The organism is Bradyrhizobium sp. 4 (assembly GCF_023100905.1).
Taxonomy (GTDB): Bacteria; Pseudomonadota; Alphaproteobacteria; order Rhizobiales; family Xanthobacteraceae; genus Bradyrhizobium.
The window spans coordinates 2,765,683-2,787,227 of sequence record NZ_CP064686.1; the positions used below are offsets into that span (position 1 = coordinate 2,765,683).

The 21,545-nt window shown below is 63.7% G+C and carries 20 protein-coding genes; 16 read left to right on the forward strand and 4 right to left on the reverse strand.

The genetic code is table 11. From position 1 onward, the window contains the following. The first annotated feature begins 34 nt into the window (after nucleotides 1–34). From IVB45_RS12690 to IVB45_RS12725, 8 genes are all read left to right on the forward strand, one after another. A complete protein-coding gene (locus tag IVB45_RS12690; RefSeq protein WP_247359786.1) occupies nucleotides 35–1,681 on the forward strand; it encodes an FGGY-family carbohydrate kinase in 1,647 nt (548 codons plus the stop codon). Between the two features lie 5 nt (nucleotides 1,682–1,686). Then, entirely contained in the window at nucleotides 1,687–2,622 is a 936-nt protein-coding gene (locus IVB45_RS12695) for a carbohydrate kinase (RefSeq protein ID WP_247359785.1), read from the forward strand. 123 nt (nucleotides 2,623–2,745) lie between these two features. Continuing rightward, the gene (locus tag IVB45_RS12700) at nucleotides 2,746–4,167 is read left to right on the forward strand and encodes an amidase (RefSeq protein WP_247359783.1); all 1,422 of its coding nucleotides are present in this window, start codon (nucleotides 2,746–2,748) and stop codon (nucleotides 4,165–4,167) included. 84 nt (nucleotides 4,168–4,251) lie between these two features. Then, nucleotides 4,252–5,202 (forward strand): ABC transporter permease, encoded by a 951-nt coding sequence (locus IVB45_RS12705; protein ID WP_247359782.1) that lies wholly within the window; start codon nucleotides 4,252–4,254, stop codon nucleotides 5,200–5,202. Further along, on the forward strand, nucleotides 5,199–6,092 hold the full coding sequence (locus IVB45_RS12710) for an ABC transporter permease (protein WP_247359781.1): 894 nt from the start codon (nucleotides 5,199–5,201) through the stop codon (nucleotides 6,090–6,092). The genes IVB45_RS12705 and IVB45_RS12710 overlap by 4 nt, the downstream gene beginning before the upstream one ends. A 2-nt stretch (nucleotides 6,093–6,094) precedes the next feature. After that, nucleotides 6,095–7,108: an ABC transporter ATP-binding protein gene (locus IVB45_RS12715; protein ID WP_247359780.1), complete on the forward strand. Its 1,014-nt coding sequence runs from the start codon at nucleotides 6,095–6,097 to the stop codon at nucleotides 7,106–7,108. Further along, complete coding sequence (locus tag IVB45_RS12720) at nucleotides 7,105–8,109, forward strand: oligopeptide/dipeptide ABC transporter ATP-binding protein (protein WP_247359779.1); 1,005 nt, start codon at nucleotides 7,105–7,107, stop codon at nucleotides 8,107–8,109. Before IVB45_RS12715 ends, IVB45_RS12720 begins: the two co-directional genes overlap by 4 nt. A gap of 55 nt (nucleotides 8,110–8,164) precedes the next feature. After that, complete coding sequence (locus tag IVB45_RS12725) at nucleotides 8,165–9,661, forward strand: ABC transporter substrate-binding protein (RefSeq protein ID WP_247359778.1); 1,497 nt, start codon at nucleotides 8,165–8,167, stop codon at nucleotides 9,659–9,661. Between the two features lie 57 nt (nucleotides 9,662–9,718). Here IVB45_RS12725 and IVB45_RS12730 read toward each other — a convergent pair whose 3' ends face one another. Beyond that, on the reverse strand, nucleotides 9,719–9,979 hold the full coding sequence (locus tag IVB45_RS12730) for a hypothetical protein (protein WP_247359777.1): 261 nt from the start codon (nucleotides 9,977–9,979) through the stop codon (nucleotides 9,719–9,721). Between the two features lie 254 nt (nucleotides 9,980–10,233). Between IVB45_RS12730 and IVB45_RS12735 the strand changes: the two genes are divergently transcribed. Further along, complete coding sequence (locus tag IVB45_RS12735; RefSeq protein ID WP_247359776.1) at nucleotides 10,234–11,910, forward strand: methyl-accepting chemotaxis protein; 1,677 nt, start codon at nucleotides 10,234–10,236, stop codon at nucleotides 11,908–11,910. Between the two features lie 69 nt (nucleotides 11,911–11,979). Beyond that, nucleotides 11,980–12,336, forward strand: coding sequence for a hypothetical protein (locus IVB45_RS12740; protein ID WP_247359775.1), 357 nt, complete (start codon nucleotides 11,980–11,982; stop codon nucleotides 12,334–12,336). On the opposite strand, the gene IVB45_RS12745 is transcribed toward IVB45_RS12740, so the two are convergent. After that, nucleotides 12,288–13,241 carry a helix-turn-helix domain-containing protein gene (locus IVB45_RS12745; protein WP_247359774.1) on the reverse strand — a complete coding sequence of 318 codons (954 nt, stop codon included), beginning with the start codon at nucleotides 13,239–13,241 and terminating at the stop codon, nucleotides 12,288–12,290. The two genes, IVB45_RS12740 and IVB45_RS12745, sit on opposite strands and share 49 nt — an antisense overlap. Nucleotides 13,242–13,444: 203 nt before the next feature. Between IVB45_RS12745 and IVB45_RS12750 the strand changes: the two genes are divergently transcribed. The 5 genes from IVB45_RS12750 (at nucleotide 13,445) to IVB45_RS12770 (ending at nucleotide 18,721) form a co-directional block, all read left to right on the forward strand. Then, nucleotides 13,445–14,029, forward strand: coding sequence for a response regulator (locus IVB45_RS12750; RefSeq protein WP_247359773.1), 585 nt, complete (start codon nucleotides 13,445–13,447; stop codon nucleotides 14,027–14,029). A gap of 452 nt (nucleotides 14,030–14,481) precedes the next feature. Continuing rightward, entirely contained in the window at nucleotides 14,482–15,567 is a 1,086-nt protein-coding gene (locus IVB45_RS12755; RefSeq protein ID WP_027569211.1) for a cytochrome c peroxidase, read from the forward strand. Nucleotides 15,568–15,584: 17 nt separating this feature from the next. Beyond that, nucleotides 15,585–15,905 carry a plastocyanin/azurin family copper-binding protein gene (locus IVB45_RS12760; RefSeq protein ID WP_027569212.1) on the forward strand — a complete coding sequence of 107 codons (321 nt, stop codon included), beginning with the start codon at nucleotides 15,585–15,587 and terminating at the stop codon, nucleotides 15,903–15,905. A 65-nt stretch (nucleotides 15,906–15,970) separates the two neighbouring features. After that, nucleotides 15,971–17,590, forward strand: coding sequence for a methyl-accepting chemotaxis protein (locus tag IVB45_RS12765; protein WP_247359772.1), 1,620 nt, complete (start codon nucleotides 15,971–15,973; stop codon nucleotides 17,588–17,590). Between the two features lie 156 nt (nucleotides 17,591–17,746). Continuing rightward, nucleotides 17,747–18,721 (forward strand): magnesium transporter CorA family protein, encoded by a 975-nt coding sequence (locus IVB45_RS12770; RefSeq protein ID WP_247359771.1) that lies wholly within the window; start codon nucleotides 17,747–17,749, stop codon nucleotides 18,719–18,721. Between the two features lie 44 nt (nucleotides 18,722–18,765). Here IVB45_RS12770 and IVB45_RS12775 read toward each other — a convergent pair whose 3' ends face one another. Beyond that, nucleotides 18,766–19,392 (reverse strand): alpha/beta hydrolase, encoded by a 627-nt coding sequence (locus IVB45_RS12775; RefSeq protein WP_247359770.1) that lies wholly within the window; start codon nucleotides 19,390–19,392, stop codon nucleotides 18,766–18,768. Further along, nucleotides 19,389–20,327, reverse strand: coding sequence for a ring-cleaving dioxygenase (locus IVB45_RS12780; RefSeq protein ID WP_247359769.1), 939 nt, complete (start codon nucleotides 20,325–20,327; stop codon nucleotides 19,389–19,391). The genes IVB45_RS12775 and IVB45_RS12780 overlap by 4 nt, the downstream gene beginning before the upstream one ends. 129 nt (nucleotides 20,328–20,456) lie before the next feature. Between IVB45_RS12780 and IVB45_RS12785 the strand changes: the two genes are divergently transcribed. Further along, complete coding sequence (locus IVB45_RS12785) at nucleotides 20,457–21,386, forward strand: LysR family transcriptional regulator (RefSeq protein WP_247359768.1); 930 nt, start codon at nucleotides 20,457–20,459, stop codon at nucleotides 21,384–21,386. The last annotated feature ends 159 nt before the right edge of the window (nucleotides 21,387–21,545 follow it).

Genomic DNA, 21,545 nt, shown 5'->3' on the forward strand with positions numbered 1-21,545 from the left:
GCGTCAAAACTGACGAGAGCTTCCGGGGGCGACAATGCCGCGAGCGTATATCGGCATCGATGTAGGGACCACGAGCACGCGGGCAGGGGTGTTCGACGAGGCGGGCACCTTGCTGGCGATGGCACGGCATCCGATCAGGATATGGCACGAGGCCGGCGACATCGTCGAACAATCGTCCCAGGATATCTGGGACGCTTGCACTGCGTCGGTGCGGGCCGCGATGGCGGAAGCTGCGATCGCGCCCGACAGCGTCGGCGGTATCGGTTTCGACGCCACCTGTTCCCTCGTGGTGCTCGACCGGCAAGGCGAACCGCTCACCGTCAGCGCCTCCGGCGACAGGCAGCGCAACGTCATCGTCTGGATGGATCACCGCGCCACGGCCGAGGCGCGGCTGATCAACGAAACCGGTGATGCCGTGCTGCGCTATGTCGGCGGTTCGATCTCGCCCGAGATGGAGATGCCGAAACTGCTGTGGCTGAAGCGGCACATGCGCGCGAGCTTCGATGCTGCAGGGCACTTCTTCGATCTGGCGGATTACCTGACCTGGCGCGCAACCGGCTCGCTTCAGCGCTCGACCTGCACGGTTACCTGCAAATGGAACTATCTCGCCCACGACGGCGGCGGCTGGAGCGCGCCATTCTTCAAGCGCATCGGCCTGTCGGATTTCGTCAACGAGAAATACGCCCGGATCGGCACCGAGATCGTCGCCCCCGGTACGCGCCTGGGCGCAGGTCTCTCCCGCACTGCCGCGGCCGATCTCGGCCTGTCAGCGGGCACACCGGTCGGAGCGTCCCTGATCGACGCGCATGCAGGCGGCATCGGGGCGATCGGCGGGCGCGATGAATCGGACGGCGCGACGGATGTCTCCGACCGTCTCGCCTACATCATGGGAACGTCGGCCTGCATCATGGCGACGACGAAAGAACCGTGCTTCGTGCCGGGCGTGTGGGGTCCTTACTATTCCGGCATGGTGCCGAATTTCTGGCTCAACGAGGGCGGGCAGTCGGCTGCGGGCGCTGCGATCGACCATCTTCTCAAGTCGCATCCTGGCCACGCCGAGGCGAGCGCGGCGGCGCGCAGCGAGGGCCTCGACCTCATCGAGTTCCTCGAGCGCCGCATCATCGCGCGCGCAGGCGGCGCCAGCCGTGCCGCGCTGCTGGCCAGCGACGTCCATGTACTTCCTGAATTCATCGGCAACCGCTCGCCCTACGCCGACCCTGACACGCGCGCGGTGATCGCCGGCCTCGATCTCGACACCGGCATCGCCTCGATGGAACGGCTGTTCGTCGCCGGTCTGTGCGGGCTCGCCTATGGGCTTGCCGAGGTGATCGAGGCCTTTGCCGCGCATGGCGTCCATTCCGGCATCATGATCATGGGCGGCGGCGCCAGCCGCAGTCCGCTGGTGCGGCAGGTCATGGCGGACACCACCGGCCTCACGGTCGCGCTGCCGCAGACCAAAGAACCCGTGCTGCTCGGCGCTGCCATGCTCGGCGCAGTCGCCGGCGGCGCCTATGCCTCGATCGGCGAGACCATGGCAAAGATGTCGGCGCTGGGACGCAAGAGCGAGCCGACCACGCCCGACATCGCCGCCTTTCACGCCCGCAAGCGCGAGGTCTACAAGCTGCTGCGCGAGGTCGATCGCGGCAGCCGCGTCGCGATGCGCGACATCGCGGGAGGTTGAGACGGATGCTGATTTCCTGCGGCGATGCGCTGATCGATTTCGTTCCGACGCGAAACACCGACGGGCGCGAAGCGGTGATGCCGGCGGTCGGAGGCTCCTGCCTCAACGTCGCAATCGGCATGGCGCGGCTTGGCGCGTCGACCGGCTTTGTCGGCGGGATCTCGACGGACATGTTCGGGCGCATGATCGCCGAGCACGCCGCTGCATCCAATGTCGAGCTCGCGCTCGCCACAAGCAGCGAACACCAGACCACGCTCGCTTTCGTTCGTATCGTCGCGGGCGAGTCGCATTACGCGTTCTACGATGCCGAGACGGCGGCGCGGAACTGGGTCTACCAGCGCGGCTCCATTCCCTTCGACGCGATCGAAGTTCTCCACGTCGGCTCGACCACACTCGTTAACGACCAGGGCGCGACCGAGACCAAGGCCCTGATCGCGGACGCGCGGTCGTCCTCGACAATCTCCTTTGATCCGAACTGCCGACCCAACCTCGTGAAGGGCAAACCGGCTTATCTCGCGCGCATGACCGCGTTTGCGGCCAGCGCCGATCTCATCAAGATGTCGGACGTCGATTTTGCCTATTTGTTCGGCGACGAGCCATATCACCAGCGTGCGAGCACGCTGCTCGCGGGGGGCGCGAGCCTGGTCGTCATCACCCGTGGCGACAGCGGCGCGATCGCGTGGCATGCGGGGGCAGGGCAGATCGAGGTCGCCGCGCCCAAAGTCGTGGTCGCCGACACCATCGGCGCGGGCGACAGTTTTCAGGCGGCGTTGTTGTTCGCCCTGCACAAGCAGGGACGTCTCCCTCGACAGCAATTGAAGGATATCGGCGCAGACGAGCTTCGCCGTGCACTGTTCTTTGCCGCCAATTGCGCCGGTCTCACCTGCACCCGTCGCGGTGCCGATCCGCCCTGGAGCCATGAGGTCACCTGGAGCTGGTAGCTAGGGCAGACCTCGCCGCACTTCCGAGTTGTTTCGGTGGCCAGCGGCCATGCGCAAGCCGAAATGGACAGGATCGGTGCACGCTGGCAAGGTCCGCGCATCCTGAAGCGAGCCGGTCCTTCCATGAACGATGATCTCTGTTTCTTGTCCGCCACCGAATTGCGCGCGAGCATCGACCGCAAGGAGGTCTCCCCCGTCGAACTCGTCAGCGCGGTGCTCGCCCGTGCCGAGGCGCTCCAGCCTGAGCTGAACTGCTTCATCACGATCTGCGGCGACGAGGCGCTTGCCGCCGCGCGCAAAGCCGAGCGCAAGGTGATGGCCGGCGAGCCGCTCGGCCAGCTGCACGGCATCCCCGTCACCGTCAAGGACATCGTCAACACCAGGGGCGTCAAGACCACTTTCGGCGCCATTCCCTACAAGGACAATGTTCCGAACGAGGATGCCGTCGCGGTTGCAAGGCTGCGCGCGCAAGGCGCGATCCTGATCGGCAAGACCACGACGCCCGAATTCGGCAGCAAGTGCCTGACCGACTCGCCGCTGTTCGGCCGCACCCGCAATGCGTGGAGCGCCGAGCGCTCGCCGGGCGGCTCCAGCGGCGGCGCGGCGGTGGCGGTGGCGAGCGGCATCGCGCCGCTTGCGATCGCGACCGATGGCGGCGGCTCGACGCGGATTCCCGCCGCCTGCAACGGCGTGGTCGGGCTGAAGCAGAGCAACGGCGTAATCCCGCACAGCCAGGCGCTGGACGCGTTCGGCAACCAGACCTATGTCACGCCGATGACGCGGACCGTCGCCGACACCGCGTTGATGATGCAGGCGATGGCCGGCGAGGATTCTTGCGATCCCTGGTCGATCGGCGTTCCCGTGCCCGACTTCATCGGCGCGGCCGCCCCGCGCGGCGATCTGCGTGGGCAGAAAATCCTGTACTGCCTGTCGCCGCCCGGACGCCCTGTCTCTGCCGATGTCGAGGCCGGCTTCAAGGCGACCCTCGATCGGCTCGCGGGCCTGGGTGCCGAACTCGAGGAATTTTCGGGCGAGGGGTTCGACATCGAGCCGATCTGGCGCGCCATCAATCACACGGTCTGGCGCACGCGCTTTGCCAAACTCGCGGCCGAGCATGGGGACGCGCTGAGCGAGGCCTTCCTCAAGCAGCTTGCGCTTGCCACCGACGTCAGCGGCGTCGCCTATCAGGAGGCGATGTTCGCGCGCACGGCTCTGTTCCGCCGGGTGCAATCCCTGCTTGCGCGCGGGCATCTGCTGGCGATGCCAACCATCACCCGCACCGCCCTGCCGATCGATCAGGACCTGTTCGGCACCATCGAGATCGAAGGCAAGCAGTTTGACAGCGTCCGGCCGCACTGGTTCCCCTGGACCATGCCGTTCAACATGACCGGACACCCCGCGATCAGCCTGCCCTGCGGCTTCGGCCGCGACGGCCTGCCGATCGGATTGCAACTCGTCGGCCGCTTCCGCGCTGATGCGGACTTGCTGCGCGTGAGCGCGCTGTTCGAGGCCTCGCAAGGCCTTCTGTCCCGCTGGCCCGGTTGAGCAGATGGGGATGCAGCAAAGCACTTGCCTCCGGTGCCCGGACATGTTGATCGTGCAACGGATGAGCCCTGAATCCGAGCGCGCATGAGCGTATTTGTCCTCCGACGTCTGCTGACCTTGCTGGCGACGCTGGTCGGCGCATCCGTGATCATTTTCCTGGTGCTGGATGCTCTCCCGGGCAACGCTGCGCAGATGCTGATGGGCGCCGACGCCTCGCCAGATGCGGTCCGCGCGCTCACGGTCAAGCTCGGGCTCGATCAGCCGCTGGCGGTTCGCTATTTGCAATGGGTCAAGGGGCTGCTGGTCGGCGATCTCGGCAACTCCTATGTCTACGGCACACCGGTTGCCGCCTTGATCGCGGAGCGGCTGGTGCTGACCATTCCGCTCGCGATGATGTCCATGCTGATCACGGTGACGCTGGCGCTCTCGGCCGGCATCTACACCGCCGCCAACCACAACAAGCTCGGCGACGTCGGCGTGATGTCGCTGACGCAGGTCGGCATCGCGCTGCCGAATTTCTGGTTCGCGATCCTGCTGGTGCTGTTGTTTTCGGTGCGGCTGCAATGGCTGTCCGCGGGCGGCTTTCCCGGTTGGGAGGACGGCATCTGGCCCGGCATCAAATCGCTGCTGCTGCCGGCGGTGTCGCTCGCGGTGGTGCAGGCCGCGATCCTCGCACGCGTCACGCGCTCGGCGGTGCTGGAAGTGCTGCGTGAAGACTTCGTCCGCACGGCGCGCGCGAAGGGCCTCGGCAAGCGCGAGGTGCTGTGGAAACACGTGCTGCGCAACGCCATGATCCCCGTGATGACGGTGATGGGCCTGCAATTCGCCAATCTGCTCGCCGGCACCATCGTGATCGAGAACGTATTCTATCTGCCCGGCCTCGGCCGCCTGATCTTCCAGTCGATCGCCAACCGCGACCTCATCGTGGTGCGCAACTGCGTGATGCTGCTCGCGACCATGGTCGTCATCGTCAATTTCGTGGTCGACGTGCTCTATGCCTTCGTCGATCCCCGCATCAAGGTCCACGATCTGTGAGCGCGCCGCTGACCACCCTCGTCGACGCTCCGGCCATGGCGCGCCCTCTGCCGGCCCGGACCTTCTGGCGCCGCGCGCTGCGTCATCGCAGCTTCGTGCTCGGTGGCGCGCTGAGCGTGCTGGTTCTCGCCTCGGCGCTGCTGTCGCTGGTGTGGACGCCCTGGTCGCCCTACGAGATCGACATCGCGTCAAAGCTCCGACCGCCCTCGGCCGCGCACTGGCTCGGTACCGACGTCTTCGGCCGCGACATCGTCTCGCTGCTGCTCGCCGGCGCCCGCTCCACCATCATGGTCGGCATCATCGCGGTGAGCATCGGTCTCACCTTCGGCGTCTGTCTCGGCCTGATCGCCTCGGCCAGGCGCGGCTGGACCGAGGAGATCATCATGCGCTTCTCCGATTTCACCTTCGCCTTTCCGGCCGTGCTGTCCGCCATCATGCTCGCCGCGGTCGTGGGGCCCGGCATGGTGACCTCGATCGTCGCCATCGGCATCTTCCAGATCCCGACGCTGATCCGGCTGACGCGCGGCTCGGCCAACGCGATCTGGGCGCGCGAATTTGTGCTGGCCGCGCGCGCGGCGGGGAAGGGCAAGTTTCGCATCACCATCGAGCACGTGCTGCCCAACATCATGTCGATCCTGATCGTACAGGCGACGATCCAGTTCGCGCTCGCGATTCTTGCCGAGGCCGCTTTGTCCTATCTCGGTCTCGGCACGCAGCCGCCGCAGCCGTCCTGGGGGCGGATGCTGAACGACGCGCAGACGCTGCTGTTCCAGTCGCCGATGCTCGCCGTCTATCCGGGCGCTGCGATCGCGATCGCGGTGCTCGGCCTCAATCTGCTCGGCGACGGACTGCGCGATCTGCTCGATCCACGACTGGCGCGGGAGCGATGACGATGGGCGAGCGCTCGACCATGCCGTTGATCGAGGTCGAAAATCTCGGCGTGCGCCTCAACACCAGCCGCGGGCCGGCACAGGCCGTGCGCGGCGTCAGCTTCGCCCTGAAGCGCAGCGAGACGCTCGGGCTTGTCGGCGAATCCGGCTGCGGCAAGTCGGTGACGGCGTTGTCGCTGATGGGGCTGCTGCCGGACAGCGCGTCCGTCACCGGCAGCATCAAGCTGGATGGCGGCGAACTCGCTGGATTGTCGGACGCGGACTATTGTCGGCTGCGCGGCAATCGCATCAGCATGATCTTCCAGGAGCCGATGACCGCGCTCAATCCGATGCACACGATCGGACACCAGGTCGCCGAGCCGCTGCGGCGTCACAGGAAATTTTCGGCATCGCAGGCGCGCAAGGAAGCGATCGCCTTGCTCGACCGCGTTGGATTGCCCGATCCGGCGAGGCGCGTCGACGCCTATCCGCACCAGTTTTCCGGCGGCCAGCGTCAGCGCGTCACCATTGCGATGGCGCTCGCCTGCGAGCCCGACCTTCTGATCGCGGACGAGCCGACCACGGCGCTCGACGTCACCATTCAAGGCCAGATCCTCGACCTCATCGCCGATCTCGTCGAAGAGCGCGGCATGTCGATGATCCTGATCTCGCACGATCTCGGCGTCATCGCCGAGAACGTGCAACGGATGATGGTGATGTACGGCGGCACGATCATCGAGAGCGGTCCGACCGACGAAGTGTTCCGCCGGATGGGCCATCCTTATACGCAGGGCCTGTTCCGCGCCCGACCGAAACTCGGCGCACGCAAGGGGACGCGGCTGACGACGATATCCGGCTCGGTGCCGGAGCTCGCCGATCTGCCTTCCGGTTGCACCTTCGCCGATCGGTGTCCGCTCGTGATCGAGCAGTGCCGGGCCGCGCTTCCACCGATGGTGGACGTCGGACCCGGCCACTTCGTGCGCTGCATCCGGACGGACGTCTCCATGGCCGAACGCGTCGGAGCGCTGACCGCATGAGCACGGCGCCTCTTCTCGACGTGAAGGATCTCGAGCAGCGCTACACGCTGCCGCGCGAAAGCGTGTTTCGCCCGCCGGGGCAGGTGCGCGCGCTCAACGGTGTGAGCGTGCGGGTCGACGCCGGCAAGAGCCTCGGCATCGTCGGCGAGTCCGGTTCAGGCAAGTCGACCTTTGCGCGTGTGGTGATGGCGCTGGAACGGCCGACATCGGGGCAGGTCGCGCTGCTCGGCCGCGACCTCAACCGCATCTCCGCTGGCGAGCTGCGCCGCGCCCGCCGCGATTTCCAGATGGTGTTCCAGGATCCCTACGGATCGCTGGACCCACGCCAGACCATCGCGCGCGTCGTTGCCGAACCGCTCACCGTGCTGGAAGACGCCGACCGGAATACGTTCCACGAGCGCGTCTCCGCAGCGCTGCGGCAGGTGGGGCTGCGCGATGCCGACATGGAGAAATATCCGCACGAATTCTCCGGCGGCCAGCGCCAGCGCATCGCTATTGCGCGCGCGCTGATCACCCAGCCGAAGCTGATCGTTGCCGACGAGCCGGTCTCGGCGCTCGACGTTTCCGTGCAGGCGCAAGTCTTGAATCTGATGCAGGACCTCCAGGAACAGTTCGGCCTCAGTTACGTCCTGATCAGTCACGACCTCGCCGTCGTCGACTATCTCTGCGACGAGGTCGCGGTGATGTATCTCGGCCGCATCGTCGAGCAGGGCAGGCCAGAGGATTTGTTCGAGCGCTGCGCCCATCCCTACACGCGAGCACTGCTGGACGCCGTGCCGCGGGTGCGCGCCGGTGGCGGCCGGCGGCGGCGCGGGGCCCAGGCGATCGCCTCACAATCGGCGGCGGCGACCGGGTGCCCCTATGTCTCGCGATGCGCGCTCGCCGACCAGCATTGCCGCGAGGTTCTGCCTGAGCTACGCAAGGTGGGCGAGACGCATCTGGCCGCCTGCCATAAGGCGGAAGCCGTGATGGCGTTGCCGCAATTGCCCGTGGAAGGTTAGCGTCCGCGGCGGGATTGGCGTAGGCTTGAGACGAGACAAGGCCGGGGAGTTACGCATGTTCAGGAAACTATCGATCGTCGCATTCGCCGCCGCGCTTGCCGTGGCTCCGTTGCCGGTGCTGGCGCAGTCCAAAAAGGACAGCGTCGTCATGGCGATGGCGCTGGAGCCGCCCGGGCTCGATCCCACCAATGCCGCCGCCGCCGCGATCGCCGAGGTCACGCTCTACAACATCTATGAGACCCTGACCAAGATCAACGAGGACGGCACCACGTCGCCCCTGCTGGCGGAGAGCTGGACCGCATCGCCCGATCTGAAGACCTATACGTTCAAGCTGCGCAAGGGCGTCAAGTTCCACAATGGCGAGCCGTTCGACTCCGCGGCCGTGAAGTTCTCGTTTGAGCGCAATGCTGTCGCCACCAGCACCAACAAGGACAAGAGCCTGTTCCAGAGCTTCGAGTCCGTTGCCGCGCCCGATCCCGATACGGTCGTGATCAGCCTGAAGAATTCCGAGCCGAACCTGCCGTTCCTGCTGGGGCAGGCGAGCGGCTCGATCGTCGAGCCGAAGAGCGCTGCCACCAATATCACGCAGCCGGTCGGGACCGGGCCCTTTCAGCTCGGTGCCTGGGCCAAGGGCTCCTCGATGACCCTGACCAAATGGGCCGACTACCGCAACGCCACCGCGATCAAGCTCTCGAAGGTGACGATCCGCTTCATCTCCGATCCGTCCGCGCAGACGGCCGCGCTGCTGTCGGGCGACGTCGACGCGTTTCCCCGGGTGTCGGCCCAGCGCACCATCGCGCAGTTCAAGGCTGATCCGCGCTTCAACGTTATGGTCGGCGGCTCCAGGGCGAAGACCATCGTCGGCATCAACCATCGCAAGAAGCCGTTCGACGACGTTCGCGTGCGCCGTGCGATCCTCGCCGCGATCGATCGCAAGGCGATGATCGACGGCGCCGTCGATGGTTTCGGCACGCCGATCGGCAGCTTCTACGTCCCGACCGCGCTCGGCTATGTCGACACCACAGGCATCAACCCGTTCGATCCCGAGAAAGCCAAGAAGCTGCTCGCCGAGGCCGGAATCACCACGCCGCTCGAGCTGTCGCTGAAGCTGCCGCCGCCATCCTATGCGCGGCAGGGCGGCGAGATCCTCGCAGCCCAACTCGCCAAGGTCGGCATCATCGCCAAGATCGAGAACGTCGAATGGGCGCAGTGGCTGTCGCAGGTATTCGCCGGCAATGGTCCGCACAATTTCGACCTCACCATCGTCAGCCATGTCGAGCCGTTCGATCTCGTCAAGATCACCGAGCCGGACTACTATCTCGGCTACAACAACGACGCCTTCAACGCGCTCTACAAGCAGATCGTGTCGACGCCGGATGAAGCCGCCCGTGTCAAGCTTCTCGGCGACGCCCAGCGGATGCTGGCAACCGACGCGGTCTCCGGCTATTTGTACCAGCCGCAGCTGATCACCATCACCAACAAGAAGCTGAAGGGCGTCTGGAAGGACGTGCCCCAATACGAGAACGATTTCTCGACATGGGCGTGGGAGTAGGGTCGCGCAGGTCGATTGCCTGATTTCGGTGACGATCTCTCCCAACGGAAGAGATCGTCACGAGGCCGGTCCAAACAAAAACCTGAAAAACAACCCCATGCACAGTAGCCGAGGGTAGTGATTCCAATGACTTGCGCGCGACGCGATCGATGAGTTGCGCGTCGCGCGATGCCGTTGACGCGTCGGGCAAAACACTGGCATGATGGCATCATCGCAGAACTCGTCGGCCGCCGTCGCCACCACATGCCAAGTCTGCCCGGACGAGGTGAAGATCTGACCGGCCGTCTCGATTGCGAGCAAACCTTGCAGGCGCGTCATCGCCAAGACCTCGTGGTCAGGCAGACCAAAACCAACCTTGGTCTTCCAAGCGGCGTCTCTCGCTTCTTTCCCGCTGACTCACAACAGACCGTCTGTCTCACGTCAGTCTGAGCCGGAGCGCCGCAGTTGAACGCGCCGCCCGGCATCTGCTGTGGCAATCCCGTAGTCACACGATGGTCATCGGTTAGCTTTCGTCAACCAACTCGAACAAGGATGCAGGGCGTTTTATTAACCCTTTGCTTGCGGGAGCAAACATGCGCCTGAGCGTTAAACTTTGCCTACTTGGAATCGTTTCCCTCCTTGTGCTGCTTCTAATGGCGCAGGCATGGATGGCACTTTCCCGCGCGGCAGCGCTAAATGCGAATGCGGAAGACCTTGCCACCAATTGGTTGCCTGCGACGAAAGCGCTGGGTGACGTCAAGTATTGGTCGACACGCGGCCGGGTCGCCGGCAGCCGCCTGATCGTGACCACCGACCCGTTGCAGCGCAGAACTACAGAAGGGCAGCTCTCGCAATATATGGCTAATGCCGAGAAGGCCGCGAAGGTCTATGAGGCTACCATCGTATCGCCTCAGGAAAGGGCGCTTTGGGATAAGTTCCAGCAAAAGTCAGGTTTCTATAAGAATGAGCAGGATCGCATCCTGATGCTGGCCGCGAGTGATCCGGCCAAGGCGATAAGCGACTACAATGGCTTGGGGAGTGCAGCGTTCAGTGAGGCGCAGAACGCCATCGACGCCGTTGTCGAATTCAATGAGAAGGGTGCCGCTCAGGCCGTTTCAGAGGCACGCGGCAGCTATTCGCTCGCAAAACTGGTGACGTTCACGGTCGGGGGCGTCGCACTCTTGATGGGTCTCGTCGCTGCATGCTTTGTGTTGATGCGGGTGACTTCGCCGCTCCAGCGGCTGAACGGCACGATGCGGACTATCGCCGACGGGAACCTCGACACCGAAGTCGTATATACGACGCGCAACGACGAAATCGGCGACATGGCCAAGGCACTCCTCGTTTTCAGGGAGAACGGCCTGCGCGTGCGCCGGATGGAGGATGAGCAAAAGGCCAACGAGCAGGCGGAAGCAAGGCGTCGCAAGCTGGAAATGGAGAAGCTTGCCAACGAGTTCGAGCACGCTGTCGGCGAGATCGTGGACGCCGTGGCGTCCGCTTCTACCGAGCTGGAAGCCTCAGCCAACACGTTGACCCATTCCGCGACACGTGCTCAGGAGGTCACCACGACCGTTGCAGCCGCGTCCGAGCAGGCTTCTGCCAACGTCCAGTCGGTTGCGAGCGCAACGGAAGAACTGTCGACGTCGGTTAACGAAATCGGCCGGCAGGTTCAGGAATCGGCGCGGATGGCTGGCGAAGCCGTCGGCCAGGCCCGCAACACAATGAACCAGGTCAGCGAGCTGTCGCGGGCCTCGACCCGCATTGGCGACGTGGTTGAGCTCATCAACACGATCGCCGGACAGACCAACCTGCTGGCGCTGAATGCAACGATCGAGGCAGCGCGGGCCGGCGATGCGGGCCGCGGCTTTGCAGTGGTTGCCTCCGAGGTGAAGGCGTTGGCCGAGCAGACCGCGCGGGCAACCGGCGACATCGGACAGCAAATCACCAGCATTCAGGCCGCAACGCAGGAATCCGTCACGGCGATCAAAAGTATCAGCGGTACGATCGAACGACTTTCTGAAATTTCGTCGACCATTGCGGCAGCGGTGGAGGAACAGGGCGCCGCCACTCAGGAGATCGCGCGCAATGTCCAGCAGGCGTCCCAGGGCACTCAGCAGGTTTCCTCCAACATCGTCGACGTTCAGAGGGGGGCGACGGAGACGGGCGGGGCGTCCAGCCAGGTGCTGTCCTCGGCGCAATCACTGTCCTCCGACAGCAACAGGCTGAAAGCTCAGGTACAGCGGTTCCTCTCCACCGTACGCGCCGCCTGATCTGAAAAGCAACGGGCGCCTGGTGAACGCCAGGCGCCATCCCGTTCTCTCCAGTATCGATTGTCCAAGATGTCGAACGTCACAACCTTGCACCTTAGCGAGCCTGTGTTGAAACAGCGTCTCATCGCAGCCGATCTCATTGCGCAAAGCAAGGAGACCAGGGAAAAGAGGGCGAAATTTGCACAGTGCTTCGCCGAACTGGAATCGACCATCGAAGCGTTGAACGGTGCGAAGCGGCACGGCTATCGCATGCGCTTTCGGGGGCTTCAGAGGGAGCTGAAAGCTGCCCTCGAGGAGCTGGTGCTGTTGGAGAAGCAGCTCTGCGACATTCGCCGATACGTCGCGCGCCAAGCCGTGGCCGAACGAAGGGGCCGCTTTCACCGGCTTTCTTTGAGCTTTCGGAGGTCGCTGGGCAAAATTCCATAAGCTCTTTTGAATGATCGGCTGAAGTGGGTCAGGTCCGAAAATCCCCAGCCGAGAGCGATGTCACTGACTGAACGGTGTATTTGTCTCGGGTCTTCCAGCGCGTGGCGGCATCGAGCCAGTCGCTTGGTTTGGACGAGCCGCATGATTGAGCTGCCCTGCGTTCCGAGCAATCTGTTGGCTTGGCGAACGCTAATTCCGACACGTTCGGCGATTCGCTCCGGCGTGAGGTCGGTATTCTGCAATCTCGCCTCGATGACGCGGTGAATGTGCCAGACAAGGCGCGATTTATTGGCCGGAAGTTGCGTTGGCCTATCGACCGCGTTCCCGAGGGAGAGCGCAATCAAGTCGATTGCCTGCGTCGAGATGGTTTCCTCGCTTGTCTTATCGAGTGTACCGCTCAGCTGTTCCAGCTTGGCTGCAAAGAATAGGGTTAGGCGCTCCTGCGGACCCAACGGAGCGATGCGGCAAGCCGCAATATCGAAGTTCGTACCGAGCCTTGCTTCAAGTTCCGTTCGCGGAACTTTGATGATGAGCGTGGACGACTGATCGAGAAAGTGCATCGTGTGGGCGAGCCGCGGGTCCACACACGCGAGTGAGCCTGCGTCCAAGGACACCCTGCGATCGCTTTGTTCCAGCAGGATTCGACCAGCGAGCAAACAGAATAACAGGACTTCGCTGGGGTCCGAGCGGGCCGCATGCCGGTTTGTGGAAGCGACCTGAATCTCGGAGTTACATGATCTAACCAGGCCCAGCGACCCAACGCGTCCGACCGACAGCTCTGCTTTGAAACCGTCGCGAGAGGAAATCGAGGAGTCGTGGTCGGCGATCCGCTCGCGCGTGGCAGCTTGCCAATAGTCGAAACGGTCCCGCGGATGCACGTCTGCGGTGGAGAATGCGACCTCCATAAATCTCCTCCCAATTCCCCGTTGGCCGATGGATTGGACCCAACAAGCCGAGCGGATGAACCGCGCCTGTTTAAGCGTCGATGCAAAGCCTCGCTCGATTCGGCGAGCATCAGCACTGACCTTTTGGCATACAGCATATGAATCGCGCGAGACGTAATTGTACGGGTAGTCCTTCCGTTCAAGTGCCTGCCGGACCTGTTCTGGTGCTGGATGACGAACCCGCGGTCTGGCAGACGGTCTCGCTCGTGCTCACCAGGGCGGGGTTCGATGTGATCGGCTGCAACGATCCGAAGTCATTCATTGCGTTGTGCCTCGATTCCAATCCTTCTTGCATCCTCGTCGACGTCGTTCTGAATGACACTTCGGGGTTGGAAATACTGAGGGAACTCCGGAACCGAGGTTTTGATCGGCCCATCATCATGGTGTCCGGTTGCAGCGACGTCGTAACGGCTGTTCGCGCGATCAAGCAGGGCGCCTTTGATTTCATCGAGAAGCCATTTCGGGGCAACGACCTCGTTGCGCGGGTTGCGGCAGCTCTGAAGCCTGGGGAGTCCAGGAGCTCGGGGCCTGTGTTTCATTTCCCCGGACGGCCGCCGCTCACGGTTCGCGAGCGGGAAGTTCTGTCCGAGCTGATCGGCGGGAGGTCGACCAAGGAGATCGCAGACCGCATGGATCTGAGCCCACGCACCATCGAGAGCCATCGGGTCAATATCATGCAGAAGGTCGGCGCGAAAAATCCCGCCGAGCTGGTGCGCCTTGCGATTACGGCGAAGCGTTCCGGCACGTGAAGACAATTTCGACTGTACCATCGGCAGGCATGTCGAGCCGCGGTCTCTGGCACCCTGTACCAAGTCGAGCCCTGAACAGGATCGCTGCTCAAGCATGATCACCAAGTCGTCCGGCTATCCATTCTTGGCCGCGGATTGCTCTTGCGCCGCAATTCAATTGCCACTGCTTCCCGGTTCACGCGTGCGGAGGCGCACGCACCGGGAAAGGCTAAATACTCCGTATTGACATGGTTCCAACTCAGACGGCTCACCCTGCAACTTCGGTATCATGACGGTTGTTGCCGCTTTTTCCTGCAATTTGTATTTGCTGGTTTGCCGAAAATACATGCCGATCTGCTGGCGCCAACATTTTATTTTAACGATCTGCCTCTATTTTCATCACGCCAGAAGGGCGGTGCATTGCCTCGAAGGTTTTCCAGTGTCGCGAATGACACCCTCTCGAGGGACATTGCATGCCGATGTTCGGCTCCTCACGTTATACCATCTTCGCCGCCGCAGTCGCATCGGCCGGTATTGGCGCTATCGGCTTCAGCACGATCGGTTTCGGCGCAGCCGTCATCGGTGAAAGCCGCAAGGTCGAGATCACACAGAAGGCGCCGGGCGGGCTCGACGCCCTCAAGGCCCTGTATCGCAGACCCTCGACAATCCCGTTCCCGAAAGAAAATCCGTACACGCCCGAGAAAGCCGCGCTCGGCAAGAAGCTGTATTTCGACACCCGCCTCTCGGTGACATCGGCGCAGTCCTGCGCGAGCTGCCACAGCCCCGGGTTCGGCTGGGGCGACGGGCTGGCGGTCGGCGTCGGCCACGGCATGGCGAAGCTCGGGCGTCATTCACCGACCATCGTCAACGCGGCCTGGAGCGCCATCTTCATGTGGGATGGCCGTCTTCCGACACTGGAGGAGCAGGCGCTCGGCCCGATCCAGTCCCCCGGCGAAATGAACATGAAGCTCGACGAGCTCATGCAGCGGCTTTCCGGCATTCCCGAATATAAGCCGATGTTCGAGGCCGCCTTCCCGGGCGAAGGAATCAAGGCGAAGACGCTGGGCCAGGCGATCGCGACCTATGAGCGTACCGTCGTCTCCGAACGGGCGCCGTTCGACGGCTGGATCGACGGCGACGAGAAGGCGATCTCGGAAGATGCCAAGCGGGGCTTCGCGGTGTTCAACGGCAAGGCGCAGTGCGCGGCCTGTCACGAAGGCTGGAACTTCACCAATGAAGGTTTTCAGGACATCGGGCTGCCGAGCAGCGACGTCGGCCGTGGCGAGTACCTTCCTGGTGTCATCAAGATGAAGCACGCCTTCAAAACCCCGGGCCTTCGCGAGATCAGCCGCCGCAGCCCCTTCATGCACGACGGCTCGCTCGCAACGCTCGAAGAGGTCATCGAGCACTACGATCACGCGGGTATCGATCGACCTAGCCGCTCGGATCTCATGCGCCCTCTCGAACTGACAGCGCAGGAGAAGGCCGATCTCGTTGCGTTCCTCAAGACATTGACCAGCGAACTCGCCCCGACGGCCGTGCCGGTCCTGCCGCGCTAAATTTGAAAGGATACCCCATGCGTGCACTTGCTCTGTTCACTTGCGTCATCGTCAGCGGGCTTTCGGTAGGCGCCTATGCGGCCACCGAAGTCATCCACCAGCAGGGGCGCGTCTTCTCGGCCGAGAACATCTCGGTCAAGAAGGGCGCCGCCGTCACGTTTCTGAACGATGACACGGTGCCCCACAACATCATGTCGGCCAGCAAGGGCAACGAATTCAACCTCGGATCGCAGGCGCCCGGCACCTCGACGGACGTCAGCTTCAAGGATGCCGGCGAGGTCCTGGTAATCTGCGCCATCCATCCGCGCATGAAGATGATGGTCAAGGTAACTGACTAACGACCACGTGGCGCCGGAGATTGATGATGTCGATACGCTACAAGATATTCGGTGCCTTCAGTGTTGTGATCCTGCTGGCCTGCGGGATCGCGTTCTACGGCATACGCGCCATCGGCAATTCCGGGGACCTGGTGATCCGTCTCTACGACGGACCGCTGATGGGCATCAACCATGCGCGGGCCGCCCACGCGGCGCTGCATGAGGCCCGCCTCGTGCTCCAGCGAAACCTGCTCGCGGGCAGCTCGGGCGAACAGGTCAAGAAGTTCGAGGATCTGGTGCGCAGCAGCTTCGAAGATCTGAAAGTCGTGCGCGAACGCACCTCATCGCCGAATGTCACGAATGTCCGCGAGAAGGTCGAGGGCCAGCTCAAGGAGTGGTCCAGCGGCGCGCTGAAGATTCTCAAGTCGTCCGCCGGCGGTACAACGGAGATTCCGACCAGCTTCCTGCTCGCGCAACAGGGCGACCGGTTGATGACGTCGATCGACGATCTCGTCGAGCTTGTCGCGGCTTACGGCTATGAATATCGCACGGAGGCGGAAGCAGCGGTCAATTCGGCCCGCACCACGATGGTGTCAGTGGCGGTCGGGACGGCGCTGATCGGACTCGTCATCGCGCTCGCCTTCACTTACTCGATGAGCCGGCCGATTTCGGCCGCAGTCCGGATCGCTGAACGCGTGGCAGCCGGCAACTTCATGGACGATATATCCGTCCGTCGTCGCGACGAGCTTGGTCGGCTCCTGAAGTCTCTGGCCGTGATGCAATCCAGCCTGAAAGCCCGCGCCGATGAGGACTTGGCCTTGATCGCCGCCAAAGATCAGAGCAGCGCCGAGCAGATCGGCCGCCGGCAACGTGTGGAGGCCGAGATCGATGCGTTCCGCGCCGCCTTCAGCTCCGTGCTCAGCCACACCGACCGCATGACCGGGGAGTTGACGGACACGGCGCAGAACCTGGCCGAGACGGCGCGCGTCGCTGGCACACGTTCGAGCGAGGCGGCTTCGACTGCCAAGCAAACGTCCAGCAACGTCCAGACCGTTGCGAGCGCCGCGAGCGAACTCGGTCAATCCGTGCAGGCCATTAGCTCTCAGCTGGCCGACGCCTCCACAATCGTCCAGCGCGCCTCCGGTATGGCGGAGTCCGCCAACCAGACCATCGGCAGGCTTGCAAGCGCGGCACAGCAGATCGACGAAGTGGTCGGTTTCATCCGGACCATTGCCGGGCAGACCAACCTGCTTGCGCTCAACGCCACCATCGAGGCCGCGCGGGCCGGCGAGGCGGGTCGGGGCTTTGCCGTCGTCGCGTCGGAGGTCAAGGCGCTTGCAACGCAGACTGCGAAGGCAACCGAGGAGATTTCGTCGCAAATCAACGAGGTGCAGTTGGCGACACGGCAGGCAGTCGACAACGTTGGAGCGATCGCCTTGATCATTGGCGACATCGACAGTTTCACAGGCCGGATCGCCGCGGCTGTCAGTCAGCAGAATGCGGCGGCGGGAGAGATCTCCAGAAGTATCGGTCAGGCCGCGACCGGTACGGCCCAGGTTGCCCGAAGCATTGCCGGAACGGCCGAAGCTACGGATAATGCCAACCGTTCCGCCGACATGGTTCTGGCAACCGCCCACGATCTGTCCAGCCAGGCGGCACAGCTGCGCTCGTCGGTGGATCGCTTCCTCGCCAACGTGGCGGCTTGAGCGGTCCTTGCGTAGATTTCAGTTGGCGATCGCGGCCAGCTCTTCAGCTCGGGTCCGCGCGGCAAAGGCACTGAACGTTTGGAATCGTCAGACGTTAGCCCGGTGGATGGCAGCCCAATGAACCATCCGGCGTGACGACGTACGGAGTTCGGTTCCTTGCTCAAGCTGTACAGGTGGCCGTCCGACGACTGGCAGAAGATCGGCGCGCAGATGCCGTCCGAGATCATCTGGGCTGATCTTTTGGACGCGACCGCAGAAGAAAAGCAGTTCGTCGAACGATTGCTCGGGATACGCGTTCCGTCCGAGGATTCGCTCAGCGAGATCGAAGCGTCGAGCCGCCTGATCCTCGACAACGGCACGCTCTATCTCAGCTCGCCGGCGGTCCGGCTTAACGAGGACAACGAGGCCGAGATCACGCCCGTGGGATTCGTCATCGGCCCGCGCGTGCTGGTGACGGTGCGCTTCGCGCAGCTGCCGATCTTCGACGACATCGGCAAGCGTATCGGTTCCGATGACAGCCTGGAGAACGGCATGTGCGTGTTCACCAGCTTGGTCGAGGCCATGGTCGACCGCGGCGCCGATGTCCTTGAGCATCTCGGCGCAAAGGTCGACAGGCTCTCGCGCGGCGTCTTCAAGGGCGGGCTCGTTCGCTCGAAGCGGCCGGTTCGCTCCAGCCGCAGGATGCGCGAGGCGCTGGAGAACATCGGTGAGTTGGCCGATCGGCTCGCCAAGGCGCGCGATGTCCTGCTTGGCGTCGGCCGCGTCGCCTCGTTTGCCGGCGATGTCGGGGGTGAATGGATCACGCCCGCGTCGAAGAAGCGCCTCGAGGCCGTCTCGAAGGACGTCGTTTCGCTCGGCGATTACGAGACGCGATTGTCGGACAAGATCCAGCTTCTGCTCGATGCGGTGCTCGGCTTCATCAACATCCAGCAGAACGAGCTGTTCAAGATATTGACGATCGTCTCGGTCGTCGGCGTGCCGCCTACGATCATGGTCGGAATCTGGGGCATGAACTTCAAGCACATGCCGGAGCTGGACTGGACGTTCGGCTATCCGCTGGCGTGGCTTGCCATCATCGCCAGCGGCGTGCTGCCGCTGATCTGGTTCAAGCGGCGCGGCTGGTTCGAATGAAGCCGCGGCGCACCGTTCGAAAACGATGCGCCGCTTTTTCCGTATCAGGCGACTTCGACGGCGAGTTTGCCGATCCAGTCGCGGGCGAGCGTCACGTCCGCTTGCGACAATTGATGGCCCGCCGGCAACACCTTGTGTGCGACCCGCGCTCCGGCTTCCGACAACAGCGCTGCAAGCTTCGCCGAATTGCTCGCCGGCACGATGGGATCAGCCTGCCCTGACAGAAGCAGGACCGGCTTGCCGCCGAGCTCAGCCTTCGGCGGATCCAACAGCGGCACCATGGCGCGGAGCAGGATCGCGCCTGCCAGCACGTCCGGCTCCAGCAGCAACAGCGCGGCTGCGATGTTGGCGCCGTTGGAGAAGCCGACCGCGACCGGCGCGGCGAGGCCATATCGCTGCCGCGCCTCCGCGACGAAGCCGCCGAGTTCGTGCGCGCGGCGGCGCACGTCGTCCTCGTCGAACACGCCTTCGGCCAGGCGGCGGAAGAAACGCGGCATGCCGTGCTCGAGCACGCGGCCGCGCGGCGAGACCAGGGCCGAGCCGGGCGAGACCATCTTGCCAAGCCCGAGCAGATCGTTCTCGTCGCCACCGGTGCCGTGCAGCAGCAGGAGCGGAGGGGAGCCCGCGCCGGTCGCGGGCTCCAAACGATGGATGAATGAACTCTCGGTCACGACACCCTCTCTTCCAAATTCGGCAGAACACCTTCGATCTGCTTGCGCTGCGCTTCGAGGAAGCTCGGCAGCTTCAGGTCGCGTCCCAGCGTCTCGACGGGCTCGTCGACCGCGAAGCCGGGGATGTCGGTCGCGATCTCGAACAGCACGCCGCCAGGCTCGCGAAAGTAGATCGAGCGGAAGTAGTTGCGGTCCCGCTGCTTGGTCGGGTGCAGGCCGTGATCGCTCACAAGCCTTCGCGCCATCTTGCCTTGCTCGGCGTCGTCGGCCGCGCGGAAGGCGATGTGATGCACGGAGCCGCCACCTTGGTGCCCGCGCAAAAAGCCCTTGGCCTCGTAGATGTCGACGACGCTGCCTTCGACATCGCCCGGTGCCTTGAAGCGGATCACGGAGCCTTCGCGCGCCGTCTCCTTGAAGCCGAACACGTCGGTGAGGACGGCCCCCGTCTTCGCCGCGCTGTCGAGCAGCAAGGTCACCCCGTGGAAGCCGCGGATCGCATGCTCGGCCGGCACGTCGCCATTGCTCCAGCCGGGCACGCTCTCGGCACCGGGAATGCCGACCAGCGCGAGTGCCATGCCATCAGGGTCTGTGAACGGCAGCACGGATTCGCCAAAGCGCTTCTCCAGCGCCTCGTAGGCGATGCCCTTCTCGACGAAGCGCTGCGTCCAATAGCCGAGCGAGCGTTGCGGCACGCGGAAGGCGGTCTGGTGGGTCTCGCCGACGCCGCGCCGCCCGGCCGGCACACCGGCCCAGGGAAAGAAGGTCAGGATGGTGCCGGGACGGCCGGTCTCGTCGCCATAGTAGAAGTGATAGGTGCCGGGATCGTCAAAATTGACCGTCTTCTTGACGAAGCGCAGGCCGAGATCCCGGGTGTAGAAGCCAAAATTCCTGATCGGGTCGCCGGCGATCGCGGTCACGTGGTGCAGTCCAGACATTGTCGTCCTCCAAAGCTCGGGGAGCGGTCTTGCTCTGACCGGAAATATCGTTCCGCTTTGGATTGGAGACAATCCGTGCAAATATGACGTCTATGTCTACGATTTGGAAACAATCGCCCGCGCCAGCCCATGGATAAGGTCGCCAGCCTCCGGGCCTTCGTAAAGGTGGTCGAAAGCGGCAGTTTTGCCGAGGCGGGCCGGCAGTTACGGCTGTCACGCTCGGCAATCAGCAAATACATCGCCGACCTCGAAGAAAGCCTGGGCGTGCAACTCCTGAACCGGACCACGCGCCATGCGAGCCCGACCGAGAACGGCCAGCGCTATTTCGAGCGCGCGGTCGTGATCCTGTCGGAGATCGAGGCGGCCGACCAGGCCGTGGCGCAAGCCCAGTCGGCGCCGCGCGGCCTGTTGCGCGTCAACGCGCCGATGTCGTTCGGCACCCTGCGGCTCGGGCCGGTGCTCGCCGATTTCATGGCGCGATATCCGGAGCTGCAGCTCCAGCTCGTGCTCAGCGACGATCTGCTCGATCCCGTCCAGGACGGTTTTGACGTGACCTTGCGGATCGCGGAATTGGAATCATCGAGTTTGATCGCGCGAAAAATCATGCCGGTGGCACGCATGATCTGCGCTTCACCCGATTATCTCGCACGTCACGGCACACCGAAACATCCGCAGGATCTGCGCGGCCACGCTTCGCTGACCTACGGCTTCCTGCTGACGGGCAATCAGTGGAAGCTCACCGGCACCGACGGCGATCACTGGATCCAGCCGGCCTGGTCGCTCTGCGTCAACAATGCCGAAGTGCTGCGCGACGTCGCGATCAAGGGCAGGGGGCTCGCGCTGCTCCCGGAGTTCATCGCCGCCGATGCCTTGAGGAAAGGCGAACTGCGAACGGTGCTGAACGATTATTCCGCGCCGCCGCTCGCGCTCTACGCGGTCTATCCGCCGACCCGGCATCTGTCGGTGAAGGTGCGGCTGTTCATCGATTTCCTGGTGGAGCGTTTTGGCCGGGAGGGCGACGAAGCAGGCGGGAGCGGACATGCGGAGGCCAGGCTATAGATCCATGGATCTGCCGACAGGTGAGTTTGCGAGAGTCCGTCCGATACCAAACGTCGCGAGCATTGTGAGCTGGTTCACAACCGCCTGCCAGTGTTTCTGGCAATGTAACGCGTAGTGCGGCTGTGCGAATGGATTCAGCCGATTACAGATGCCTTATTG